A 12,468-nucleotide genomic window follows, 5' to 3' on the forward strand; every position below is an offset into this window, starting at 1 on the left:
AATTAAGATTTTTATTTATTAAATATTACTGGAAACAAAATTTCCAGTAATATTTTTAATATAATTTATTGTTCTTTTGGTAAAAAAACTGTTATTCTTGTACCTATTTCTTTTCTACTTAAAACACTCAAATAACCTCTATGACTATCTATAATCCATTTTGCAATAGAAAGCCCAAGACCTGTACCACCATCTTTTCTAACCCTTGCAGTATCAGCTCTAAAAAACCGTTCGAATATATGTGATACATCCTTTTCATCTATTCCTATTCCATTGTCTTGAATATAAAAGTAAGGTTCATTTTCATTATTTTTTCCTACTTTTAACATTATTTCTTCCCCATTATCTGTGTACTTCACTGCATTTTCTATTAATATTCTAGCTGTTTGTTTAAGTAAAGCTATATCCCCATATACATTTATGTTTTCCGATTCTATATATCTATATATATGATTTTTATCTATCATTTTAGATTCTTCTAATACTTCCTTCATCATATCATTAAGTGAAAAATCTATAATCTTAAGCTCTGTTTTACCATTAATTCCTCTAGCTAAAAATAATAACTGCTCAACTAAATTTTTCATATTCTCTGATTCACTTTTTATTGCTAATATAGATTCCTCTAGCACTTCTTGGTCGTCTTTTCCCCAACGATCTAGCATATTAGCATAACCTTGAATCACAGAAATAGGAGTCCTAAGCTCATGTGAAGCATCTGAAACAAATCTTGCTTGTTGTCTATAAGATTCTCTCATCCTGTCTAATAAGTTATTAATTGCTTCCTCAAGTCCCTGAAAATCACTATCTCCAATATGAATTCTTTCATCAGATGAATAAGGACTTATTTTAGATATCGCATCCTCAAGGCTTTGGAATTTTTGTTCATTAAAAGCTATATCACTAAGTCTGCTTGCAGCTTCTGCTATATCATTAAGTGGTCTTAAAATTCTTCTATTTTTTGCAGTACCAAATATCATTTGATCTAATAGTATTATTCCTTCTATAATTCCAATAGCTTCAATTACTTTTATTAAAAGATTTAAAAAAGTGCTAGCCTCTTTTATCAAAACTTTTCCATTATCCCAAATAACTTTATAAGTTGCTGTTTCTATAGGATAAAAGTTAAAGAACCTTTTAGCGCTTTTTACAAATTCTCCATAAAAACTTATTTCACTTTCAATACACCAGACTCCAATAAATCCAGCAATTATAAATATATCAATAATAATAAACTTAAAAAATAAGTTTCTTACAAAACTAGAATTTAATTTTATTGCAATGGATGTAACATTTTTTGTCTTAATTTTCTTACTCATCTTTAATTACGTACCCCACACCACGAACTGTAGTTATTATTTTCACATTAAAAACATCATCTATCTTTGTTCTTAAATACCTTACATAAACATCTATTACGTTTGTTTCTCCAATATAGTCATACCCACATACCTTTTCCATAAGAGTATTTCTCGTTAGTACTATATTCTTGTTTTCCATTAATATTTGTAATAAATTAAACTCTCTATTTGTAAGTTCTATTTCTCTATCCTCATACATTACTCTATGCTTCATTTTATCTAATGATAATAAACCACATTTTATTATATCTTCATCTTTTTTTATTGTAACTATCCTCTTTTTTAAAGCTGTTCTTATTCTTGCCAGTAATTCTTCTATTGCAAATGGCTTAGTTATATAATCATCTGCACCAGCATCAAGTCCTGATACCTTATCCATAACTGCATCCCTTGCTGTAAGCATTATAATCGGAATATCAGAAGTTTTTCTGATTCTTCTTAATACTTCAAGACCATTTATCTCAGGAAGCATTATATCTAAAAGAATTAAATCCACTTCACCTTTTTCTGCAATTTCAAGACCTGCTCTACCATTATTTGCTTTTAATATTTCATATCCTTCATGCTTTAGCTCAAGTTCAATAAATCTTGCTAATTTTTCTTCATCTTCTACTATTAAAATTTTAATCATTCTTAATCACCCTTTTAATTTTTTCTTTTATATCCCTTGAATATCTTGAAATTTCATTTAATACTTTATTAATCTTATCTGCATTAACATTATTTGCATATACATAAAATTCTATATCAAATATTAATCCAATAATTATTAAAGGTATAATTATCCAAAACATAAAAAATGAAAGTAAAATTACTACTGTAATTGGGATTCTTAAAAACACACGCTCTCTCTTTTTTATTTCTAAAAAAATATTATTACATGTATCTATAAATTTGCATATAGCTTCAAAAATTCCTTGAAATCCATTTGATGCTTTATAATTATATTCTTTATTATTTTTAACTTCTTGTATTGCTCCACTATATCTTAATTCATTGGTATAAAAAATACTAACAAAAGGTTTCTCTATACTTCCATTCTCTTCTAAGTATAATAGCGCTTCTAATATGTCCCAATTATTATTTTCTAAAGCAATTTTTGCTTCTTCATAACTTATATTTGCCTTTTTACGCAGTTTATCTATTAATTTAAGTTCATCCATAAATAAACCTCCATATTTATAATTTATAATTTACAGTTGATCAGGGAAGAGGGAACAGATTTCAGGTTATAAGTTTAAAATGAAACTTTTATGTACTTGCTACATCTTTTTAGATTCTTCCCAATATATATAAATTTTACTATTTTACTTGTTATAAGTATATTAGTTTTTCAATAAACTTTAATAAATTCACAGCTAAGAATATAATATATATTTTGAAATTATTGCGAATTGATTAAAAAAATTTTATCTTAGTAAATTTAAGCGTATTGATTTGGTAAAATATGTTATAATCACCTTGTATCGTGTTGTAACTGAATCATAAAGGAGAGATGGAAATATGTTAGTTAAAGTAATGTCAATATTTAATTGCAATTCAGATCAGTTATTTAATGAAATAAAAAAATCTAAGTCACTTTTTTATATAGCAGAACCACTTGTAAAGTTTGTCGAAGTAGAAAATCATTTGATACCAGAGTTCTGGGAAGAAGGAAAGTATCTTATTAAAATGTATATTCTTGGATTTATACCCTTTGGAAGTCAATGGATAATAATTTCCATGGATGATGATATTAAAAATATTCGAGATAATGGTTATAGTAAGATAATAAAAAAGTGGGATCATAATGTTTACTTAAAAGATATCGGAAACAATAGAACACTCTATGCTGACACAATAGAAATAAATGCAGGCATACTAACGCTTTTTATTGTATTGTTTGCTAATATATTTTATAGATTTAGACAGAAAAGATGGAAAAAGCTTATTAATAATAAATTTGATTATGAAGCATAGAATTTACTATTATTAAATAATTTCGTACTTTTTGAATAAAAAACTACTATGCCTTAGAGTTGTTGGTTCGTCTCCGCACAGTAAGTTTCCCCAAAACTCTTAGCATAGTAGCTCTCTTTAATTTTAAAATACCTTAAGGATTTTTCACCTTAATTTTTTCACTCTTTCACTTTTTCATTCATGATTTCATTCATTCATTATTTCTCGTAGTTTTCTTTGAAATCTTTTTTCATATTATCTGCTGATTCTGATGCTTTTTCGAATACATCATTTACTCCATCATACTTCATATACGATCCACTTAATGAGTATCTATATCCACAGAATAATCCAAGTACTAACAATATTATAGTTGGTACAGATAAGAAGATTAATAAAAGTATTGCTATTATTAATGATATTCTCATTGGCTTTTCATTATCTTTTCTAATTTCAAAAAAGTTCTCATTTGCCTTTTTTAAAATTTTGCCTATTCCTTTAAATATTTTGCCAATAATTGCTCCAATTCCTCCATAGTTTTCTTCTTTGTTTTTATTATTTTCTTGTTTTTCTTGATTTTCTTCCCTAACTTCGATTATTGTAGTAATTTCATTATTTTCTACTTTTCCTTCTCTTTCTAAATATATAATAGAATCTACAACATCCCAGTTAAACTTTTCTAATACCTCTATTGCTTCTTCTCGAGTCACATTAGCCTTTGCTATTATAATTTCAATCATTTCATTTCTTTCCATTTTATTTACCTCCATGTATTTTTTAATCATTTATTATGGTTATATAATACTTTTAGAAGATTAATCTAAAATATAAGAAAGATTAAAATTAGATTAAAATTTTTATTTTTTATAATAAATAGGCAATAATAACCCTGCTTTTTCTAAAATTGGTCTTACTGCATTATAAATAAGTGTTACTAGTATTACAGAAACTACTGCATTTATAAATGTTGCAACTGAACTTAATTTTGCTAAAGATGCTGCCACTTCTTGTGGTTGTCCTAATATATATTGTTTGTAAAAGAATCCTACGATAGGATCAAAGATTACATTAAAAGCTAGACCCCCAATTGATGCAATGATGCTCCATTTTAAAATATATTTTTTATCATTGCTTGCACTTATTTTGGCATACCTATGAGCTATTAATCCTGTTATTAATCCAATACACAGCTTTAAAACAAAAGTTTTAGGTGCTACTAATATATATACAGGATCAAGTAAATCTGCAATTGTTAAACCTACTGCACCTGCTAATCCCCCATACCATCCGCCAAGCAATAAAGCTGCTAAAACACAAAATGCATTTCCAATATGAAGTGAAGTTGATCCACCACCTGGAGTTGGTATTCTAATTTGTAGATAAGTAAATGACACAAAGCATAATGCTGCTAATAGTGCTGCTTGCACTAATTTTCTGAATTTAATTTCTTTATTCACAATAATTGCCCCCTTGAATTATAATTCTTTACATATATTGTATTAACCAAAGCTAAACTTTGTCAATTGTATACATACATTGTAAAATTGCAAAAATCCACCGAAACCAAATTTGATTTAGTGGATTTTTATATAATAATAAATATATATTAAAATTTAATTTTTTAGGATACTGTAAAATAGATGTCAATATAGGCTATCATTTGATCTGCTAAATTAATATAATAATATACTGGTATTAAGTAGCTTGAATAAAATAAATTTCTTGCCTCACTCTTATTATTTTCTAATGCTCTTATTAAATTTTGCTGCTGCCTTAGGCTTATAATATAACTATCAACTATAAATACAATTTGTTCTGAAAAAAACAAATCTGGAAAAGACTCTTTATATGAAAGTTTATGATTATCTAAATTTTTTTGGATAGTTTCAAGTTGTTGTATATAAAAATCTATATCCTTATCAATTTCTTTTAACTCTTCTGCTGTTGAATCTGCATTTATATTAATAACAGTTAAGTTTCCTCTTATTCTTTTAATATCTTCTAAATTTTTAAGAATATCTTCTTTATTTTGTAACTCTTCTACTTTTGGTCCATATGGCGAGCTTGGATCAGTTGGTTGAGCATATGATATATTAGTACTAGTTAGAATTATAATTATTACTAATGCCACCAATCGCTTCATTTTTCTTTTCATAATTAACTCAGCTCCCTTTATAAATCATTTTGTTAAATTCTTTAATAAAAAATAACTAAGAACATATATACATATTCTTAGTTATTTTAAATATTTTATTCAATAGATTTTAATGCGTCTACCATATTTACCTTTTTTAGTTTTATATGCATCATTATCATAACTAATAGCGCAAAAAACATTGTAATTAAACTAGAAATTATATAACCACTCATATCTACAGTTGGAATCATCATCATATTATCCATTTCTGCTGTACTTACTAAAAATACATATAATATCTTTCCAAGGAAGGATCCTAATAGTATTCCTAATATAGTAAGTATTATATTTTCTCTAAATATATACATTGCTACTTCACTATCATAAAAACCTAATACCTTTATTGTGGATATTTCTCTTATACGCTCAGATACATTTATATTTATTAAATTATATAATACAACAAATGCCAAACTTCCTGATGCAACTATTATTACTATCATAACCAATCCTAAATCAGCAGATTCACTTAATTTCTTCATCTTTGAAGCAAGAGTAACATTTATAACCTTATCATTATCCATGAGAGTAGTAGATACTTTGTCATCATCTTCCCTATCTGAATTTAATTTTAGTAATTGTGCATTATATATTGGGGAATTATTAAATATATCTTTATAATATTCTGGTGATAAATATATATAATGTCCAGCATAATTTTCTACTATATTATCTACTTTAACTTCATGATTATTATTATCTGAATCTGTTACAACTATATTATCGCCTACAGATGCATCTAAAAGTTTTGCAAGTTTTTCATTTATAATTACACCATTATTTGATAGTTTAAACTCATTATCACTTTCCCTATCATTTAATAATATATACTTATTTAATTCATTTATATTTTCTGGTACATACATAGTGGCAGTTTGCTTGCTCACACCTTTTTTGCTAAAAGTAACTGAATCTTGATAAATATTTAAGCTGCTTTCATATCCCTTTAAATTCTTTAGAGATTCATTGTAATCTTCATCTTCTTTTTCAATATTCTTATCATTAAATATTATCATAGCATCATATTTTATTAATTTGCCAAATTGAATATCCATAATTGAAGAATTAGATTTTTCAAGGGCTAATCCTGCAACAAGCATAGCCATACATCCTGATATGCCAAGTATTGTCATTAACATTCTTTGTTTATATCTAAATAGATTTCTAAATGTAACTTTTTGATTAAAGTTTAATCTTTCCCATAAAGGTGTAATTCTTTCTAATAATATCTTCTTACCAACCTTTGGAGCCTTTGTTCTCATTAAATTAGAAGGACTATCCATTAATTCTCCTTTTAATACAATTAAAGCTGCCCCTACTGTACAAACTATTGAAGCTACTAAAGATTGAATTATATATGACGGATAAAAATATATATTTACATTTGGTAAAGTAAATGAAGATGAATATGCTTTACTAACTATATATGGAAGTATACTACTTCCAATTACTATACCAATGATACTTCCTAAAATACTAGCCAATGCTGCATAAACTACAAATTTCCTTGATATTTCTAAATCTGTATAGCCTAAAGCTTTTAATGTTCCTATTTCTACTCTATTTTCTTCTACCATTCTAGTCATTGTAGTTAAGCATATAAGTGCTGCAACTAAGAAGAAAAATACAGGAAATACTAAAGCTATTTTATCTAAGCTATCAATTGAACCTTTATAAGTTGTATAGCCGGGATTATCTTCCCTGTTAAAGAAATAATATTTACTATCATCTAAATCATTTAACTTTTCTTTTTCTTTATCTAATTCTTTTCGCCCATCAATTAACTTTTCTCTATTTTCTGTAATTTCTTTTTCGCCATCAAGTAATTTTTTCTCTGAATCTAAAAGATCATTCTTAGCCTTATCAAGTTCTAACTTCCCTTGTTTTTTGCCTTCTTCAAGATCTGTTTTTCCTTTTATTATATCTTCTTGTCCTTTATTTAATTGGTTTTGGGCTTCTTCAAGTTTTATCTTACCTTCATTAAAAACTTTAACTTGTTTTTCATAGGCGGTTATCCCTTGCTGATACTTAGTTATTCCAGATACTAAAGCTTCTAATTTGAATTTATTTTCACCTACTATTTTACTGGCGCCATCTATTGCATTTGAAATACTAAATGCTATAGAAATATCATTTGGATTTTTTTCTAGATTACTTACTAAGCTACTTAGATTATCTAATCCTAAACTAGGATTAGATATGACACCTTTCCAATATTGAATTTTTTCATTTGGAATTTTATCACCATCTTTTATATTGCTTGCTGTTTCTTTTATATCATTAGAAAGTGTATTATATGTTGTAATTAACATCTTTAAACTATCTATTTGATTTTCATACTCTTTTGTATCTTGAGTAGGGTCTATGCCTTGATTTAAAAATTCTTGTTTTGCATTATCAAGTTCGTCTTTAGCATTCTTTAGTTGGTTTTCTCCATTTAAAAATTGTTCTTTTTGCTTATCTAACTCATTTTGTCCATTAATTAATTGTTTTTCGCCTTCAATTAGTTTTAATTCTCCATCTCTAATTTCTTGATTATACTTTTCTACAGCTTCTTCATACTGATTTTTACCGTCACTAATCTGAAGTTTCCCATCATCTATTTCTTTTTGAGCATCTTGAAGCTTTCTTTCTCCATCTTCTATTTCCTTATAAGCTTTATCAAGCTCTTTTTGTGCTTCTAATTTTATTTCTTCAATTCTTTCTATAGCTCTATTTGAGTATAAATCTTCAAGATACTTATTATTTTCTTCCATCTTTTCTTTATACTCATCACTATATGATCCAATGTCCTTTACATTTTTAAATTGTACATATATTTCAGTATATACATCCATTGATATATCACTACTATTCATAATTGCAAAGTAATCAATGCTTCCTTTTCCAACAGTCGTTGTACCTCTAGATATATTTTCTATATACATAGGACTTTGTACAAATCCAACTATCTTAAAAGTTTTCTTACTGAAATACTCATCTAAGTCTACATCAGATTCTATTGTGTACTCATCTCCTATTTTAAAGTTTTCATTTTCCTTTAAAGCATTTTTATCTAAAGCTATTTCTCCACTATTTTCAGGTAATCTACCTTCTGTAACAATAGTTTTATTCATAACTTCATTAGGATCATACTCCATAAACCTAACCACATTGTTAGTATTAGTTAAGTTTACATCTATACTATGAGTTGCATAATAATCTAAAATTTTATCATTATTTTGTAATAACTTCAAATCATTATCATTTAGCCCTATACTAGACACTATCTTGCTATCCATTAAGTTTTGCTTTCTAAAAAATTCATTTATAGAATCTTTTAAATCTGGGCCAGCTGATTTTATTCCAGAATAAACAGTAACTCCTAAAAATATTATTGCTAACATAGAAATAAATCTTGCTTTTGAAGATAATATTTCCCTTATTATTGATTTTTTATATGCTATATTCCTCATTTTTATCCTCTACCACTCTATAGAATCAACTGAAACAGGATTTTCATTTACTTCAATACTTCTAACCTTCGCATCTTTAATTTGTATAACTCTATCTGCAATTGGTGCAAGAGCTGAATTATGAGTTATTACAATTACTGTTGTCCCTGTATTTTTACATGTATCTTGCAGTGTTTTTAATATCTGTTTTCCCGTCTTATAATCAAGGGCACCAGTTGGTTCATCACATAATAGTAATTTAGGATTTTTAGCTATTGCTCTTGCTATAGCTACTCTTTGTTGTTCTCCTCCAGATAGTTGGGATGGAAAATTACCTTTTCTATGACCAAGTCCAACTAACTCAAGAGTTTCATCAACATCTAAAGCATTTTTTGAAATTTGTGTTGCAAGCTCTACATTTTCTTTTGCCGTTAAATTTTGAACTAAATTATAAAATTGAAATACAAATCCTACATCATACCTTCTGTAATTGGTAAGTTGTTTATTATTAAACTTTGATATATCAACATTATCAATAATTACCTTACCTTCATCACAAGTATCCATTCCTCCAAGTATATTTAGTACAGTTGTTTTTCCAGCACCACTTGGTCCTAAAATAATAACAAACTCTCCTTTTTCTATTGAAAAGTTAATTCCGTTGTTTGCTGCAATAATGTTATCTCCAATTTTATATCTTTTATATTCATCTTTTATTTCTATATATGACATTTCGCTCTCCTTTGTTTGTATCTACCTCAATGTTATTAAATAGACAGCTTGTTTAGTTAATGCTATAATTCTAAGTATAAATAATATATAAATAAGTTACAATAATCACATATTTTCATAGTGTTATTAAATATACATTTTGTCCATTTTTGTTTATTTAATAACATTTACTTTTGAAAATGATTAATAAATAGTAAAAAGGATGAGTTAATTGTCAGGAATTAAAGGAAATAGAAGAATTTTATATACTAAAAAAATAATAAAAGAAAGCTTAATTGACTTACTTAAACATAAAAAAATTCATGAAATTACCGTTACTGATATTTGTAAAAAATCAAATATTAATAGAGGAACTTTTTATACTCATTATAAAGATGCCTACCACCTACTTAAATCAATAGAGGATGAATTATTTAATCAAATATTAATATATATTGAAGAAACTCCAGTTGAAGCCTATAAAGATATTTTACTTCTTAAAGTTATTGAATTAATTGGTGAAAATAAAGAGTTATGCAAGATATTATTTAGTAAACAAATGGAAAGCAACATTATAGACCGTATTCTCTATGTGGCTAATAAAGCTCAGATTGATAAATTACTTAGCCGTTCAAAAATTGATAATGTGTTTTTAGACTATTTTATAAGATATTCTGTTGGTGGTATTATTTCAGTTATTCAAACATGGTTAGAACATGATTTAAATGAATCTCCTAAAGAAATAGTTCAAATCATAAATGATATTAATTCATTTAGACCTTAATATAAAGTAACGATTTTAAAGAAAAAATAATATAATAAATAAAATCAATTATATTATGAGGAAAATTTGAACTTTAATGGATGGAATAATTTTGAAGACTTAGCTAAAGCTTGTGGATATACAATTTCTAATAAAGATAATGATTCTACGAAAAATAACTTTAATAGTAATAGTAGTTCTAACAATACAAATAGCTCTTCTAATATAGGATGTAATGATATACCTAATGGATTTCAGTCTTTGAATCCTGAGTTATTTATAATAATAGGAGAAATACTTGGAAATATAATAGCTGGAAGTACTCCTTTTAATGTTCAAAATGCATTAGGTAACTGGCTTCAACTAGTTGGTCAAGCAATTTTAACATATAATGCTCAACAACAATACTTTCAAATAGGGCCAGGAAGATATTTTAGCCCTGAAAATTATAATATAAATAATCCATTCTGTACTACAACCTCAACAAATACTTCACAAAATAGTACTTCTAGTAATGATAATAAAAATTCAAGCAAAAAAAAAGAAAGCTCAAATTCTAGTTCAAAGTCTAATTATGATGATACTGATAAAATAAAGATATTAGAATCACGTATAAATGAATTAACTAAAGAAATTGATGAAATTAGAAATTTACTAGAAAAATAATTTAAAATAAATAGCCCTAAATATCAGATAAGTTTTACAATATCCTATATCCTGATATTTGGGGCTTTAAGCATTTTGAAGTCTATAGTTTTACATAAAGAAAATTGTGTTGGCTATAATAAGATTGTGTATTTAAAAATACTTCAATTGGTTTTGACATATCTATAGAGTACATGTATAATATACTTAATAAACGAACTTTAAATTGACATATGTAAAAATTATTCGTATATAGAGGTGTAAAAATGGATAATGTATTTGATTATGAAGATATACAATTAATACCAACAAAATGTATAGTAGACAGTCGTTCTGAATGTGATACGTCTATAACTTTTGGAGAAAGAACTTTCAAATTACCTGTAGTTCCTGCAAATATGCAGACTATTATGGATGAAAAAATTGCAGCTTATCTGGCGGAAAATGGATATTTTTATATTATGCACCGTTTCAACCCAGAGGGTAGAATACAATTTATTAAAGATATGAAACTAAAAGGATTATTTGCTTCTATAAGTGTTGGCGTTAAAACTGAAGAATATAACTTTATAGAACAATTAAAATCACAAGAACTTTCACCAGAATACATAACAATTGATATTGCTCATGGCCATTCTAATGCAGTTATAAATATGATTCATCACATAAAAAAGCATTTACCTAAAAGTTTTGTTATTGCAGGAAATGTAGGAACACCAGAAGCAGTAAGAGAGTTAGAAAATGCTGGTGCAGATGCAACAAAGGTAGGCATTGGTCCTGGAAAGGTATGTATCACTAAAATTAAAACAGGCTTTGGAACAGGAGGTTGGCAATTAGCTGCACTACGCTGGTGTGCAAAGGCTGCAAGTAAGCCAATTATTGCAGATGGAGGTATCCGTACTCATGGAGATATAGCTAAATCAATTAGATTTGGTGCTTCTATGGTTATGATAGGCTCACTGTTTGCAGGGCATGAAGAATCTCCAGGTGAAACTATTGAAAAAGATGGAAAACTTTATAAGGAATACTTTGGTTCTGCTTCTGAATTCCAAAAGGGTGAAAGAAAAAATGTTGAAGGAAAGAAAATGTTTGTGGACTATAAAGGCTCCCTAAAAGATACTTTAATAGAAATGCAGCAAGACCTTCAATCATCTATTTCCTATGCTGGAGGCAAAAAACTAGATGCAATTAGAACTGTTGATTATGTAGTTGTTAAAAATTCAATTTTTAATGGTGATAGAGTGTATTAGAAATATTTTAAAATAAATCTACTACTAATATTTAACTAGTAGTAGATTTATTTTGTTTTTTATCCCTAGCTCTTAAAAGGTCTTCCCACCATAGATTCTCTCCTTTTAATCACAAATTTCCAAGCCATTTTTTCACTTCCATATCTCATAATGCTTTCTTCAGTACATT

Annotated in this window: 12 protein-coding genes; 4 read left to right on the plus strand and 8 right to left on the minus strand. The window is 27.0% G+C overall.

Annotated elements, in window-relative coordinates:
• Window positions 1–65: 65 nt before the first annotated feature.
• Genes AAT22_RS17965 through AAT22_RS17975 form a run of 3 tightly spaced genes read right to left on the minus strand, consistent with a single transcriptional unit; the run spans window position 66 to window position 2,524 of the window.
• Complete coding sequence (locus AAT22_RS17965; RefSeq protein WP_047002249.1) at window positions 66–1,319, minus strand: HAMP domain-containing sensor histidine kinase; 1,254 nt, start codon at window positions 1,317–1,319, stop codon at window positions 66–68.
• Window positions 1,312–1,992: a response regulator transcription factor gene (locus tag AAT22_RS17970; protein WP_047002250.1), complete on the minus strand. Its 681-nt coding sequence runs from the start codon at window positions 1,990–1,992 to the stop codon at window positions 1,312–1,314. Before AAT22_RS17970 ends, AAT22_RS17965 begins: the two co-directional genes overlap by 8 nt.
• The gene (locus tag AAT22_RS17975; RefSeq protein WP_047002251.1) at window positions 1,985–2,524 is read right to left on the minus strand and encodes a hypothetical protein; all 540 of its coding nucleotides are present in this window, start codon (window positions 2,522–2,524) and stop codon (window positions 1,985–1,987) included. Before AAT22_RS17975 ends, AAT22_RS17970 begins: the two co-directional genes overlap by 8 nt.
• Before the next feature lie 340 nt (window positions 2,525–2,864).
• On the opposite strand from AAT22_RS17975, the gene AAT22_RS17980 reads away from it, so the two are divergent.
• Window positions 2,865–3,320, plus strand: coding sequence for a hypothetical protein (locus AAT22_RS17980; protein WP_047002252.1), 456 nt, complete (start codon window positions 2,865–2,867; stop codon window positions 3,318–3,320).
• Window positions 3,321–3,517: 197 nt separating this feature from the next.
• Here AAT22_RS17980 and AAT22_RS17985 read toward each other — a convergent pair whose 3' ends face one another.
• From AAT22_RS17985 to AAT22_RS18005, 5 genes are all read right to left on the minus strand, one after another.
• Window positions 3,518–4,054, minus strand: coding sequence for a hypothetical protein (locus AAT22_RS17985; protein WP_047002253.1), 537 nt, complete (start codon window positions 4,052–4,054; stop codon window positions 3,518–3,520).
• A 102-nt stretch (window positions 4,055–4,156) separates the two neighbouring features.
• Complete coding sequence (locus tag AAT22_RS17990) at window positions 4,157–4,756, minus strand: ECF transporter S component (protein ID WP_156174359.1); 600 nt, start codon at window positions 4,754–4,756, stop codon at window positions 4,157–4,159.
• A 164-nt stretch (window positions 4,757–4,920) separates the two neighbouring features.
• Complete coding sequence (locus AAT22_RS17995) at window positions 4,921–5,454, minus strand: hypothetical protein (RefSeq protein ID WP_047002255.1); 534 nt, start codon at window positions 5,452–5,454, stop codon at window positions 4,921–4,923.
• A 95-nt stretch (window positions 5,455–5,549) separates the two neighbouring features.
• Window positions 5,550–8,951: an FtsX-like permease family protein gene (locus AAT22_RS18000; protein WP_047002256.1), complete on the minus strand. Its 3,402-nt coding sequence runs from the start codon at window positions 8,949–8,951 to the stop codon at window positions 5,550–5,552.
• 9 nt (window positions 8,952–8,960) lie between these two features.
• Window positions 8,961–9,662, minus strand: coding sequence for an ABC transporter ATP-binding protein (locus AAT22_RS18005; protein ID WP_016208969.1), 702 nt, complete (start codon window positions 9,660–9,662; stop codon window positions 8,961–8,963).
• 211 nt (window positions 9,663–9,873) lie between these two features.
• Here AAT22_RS18005 and AAT22_RS18010 point away from each other — a divergent pair, with 211 nt between their 5' ends.
• The 3 genes from AAT22_RS18010 (at window position 9,874) to guaC (ending at window position 12,299) form a co-directional block, all read left to right on the plus strand.
• Window positions 9,874–10,425, plus strand: coding sequence for a TetR/AcrR family transcriptional regulator (locus AAT22_RS18010; protein WP_016208970.1), 552 nt, complete (start codon window positions 9,874–9,876; stop codon window positions 10,423–10,425).
• A gap of 66 nt (window positions 10,426–10,491) precedes the next feature.
• The gene (locus tag AAT22_RS18015; protein WP_016208971.1) at window positions 10,492–11,070 is read left to right on the plus strand and encodes a hypothetical protein; all 579 of its coding nucleotides are present in this window, start codon (window positions 10,492–10,494) and stop codon (window positions 11,068–11,070) included.
• 245 nt (window positions 11,071–11,315) lie between these two features.
• Window positions 11,316–12,299, plus strand: a complete 984-nt coding sequence (gene guaC / locus AAT22_RS18020) for a GMP reductase (RefSeq protein ID WP_047002257.1) — start codon at window positions 11,316–11,318, stop codon at window positions 12,297–12,299.
• The last annotated feature ends 169 nt before the right edge of the window (window positions 12,300–12,468 follow it).

Origin of the sequence: Clostridium sp. C8 (genome assembly GCF_001010885.1) — a bacterium.
Taxonomy (GTDB): domain Bacteria; phylum Bacillota; class Clostridia; order Clostridiales; family Clostridiaceae; genus Clostridium; species Clostridium sartagoforme.

Bases quoted from the DNA above. Each gene is read 5' to 3' on its own strand.
- AAT22_RS17965 (WP_047002249.1), bottom strand. From the start codon at position 1,319: ATGAGTAAGAAAATTAAGACAAAAAATGTTACATCCATTGCAATAAAA.
- AAT22_RS17970 (WP_047002250.1), bottom strand. From the start codon at position 1,992: ATGATTAAAATTTTAATAGTAGAAGATGAAGAAAAATTAGCAAGATTT.
- AAT22_RS17975 (WP_047002251.1), bottom strand. From the start codon at position 2,524: ATGGATGAACTTAAATTAATAGATAAACTGCGTAAAAAGGCAAATATA.
- AAT22_RS17980 (WP_047002252.1), top strand. From the start codon at position 2,865: ATGTTAGTTAAAGTAATGTCAATATTTAATTGCAATTCAGATCAGTTA.
- AAT22_RS17985 (WP_047002253.1), bottom strand. From the start codon at position 4,054: ATGGAAAGAAATGAAATGATTGAAATTATAATAGCAAAGGCTAATGTG.
- AAT22_RS17995 (WP_047002255.1), bottom strand. From the start codon at position 5,454: ATGAAAAGAAAAATGAAGCGATTGGTGGCATTAGTAATAATTATAATT.
- AAT22_RS18000 (WP_047002256.1), bottom strand. From the start codon at position 8,951: ATGAGGAATATAGCATATAAAAAATCAATAATAAGGGAAATATTATCT.
- AAT22_RS18005 (WP_016208969.1), bottom strand. From the start codon at position 9,662: ATGTCATATATAGAAATAAAAGATGAATATAAAAGATATAAAATTGGA.
- guaC (WP_047002257.1), top strand. From the start codon at position 11,316: ATGGATAATGTATTTGATTATGAAGATATACAATTAATACCAACAAAA.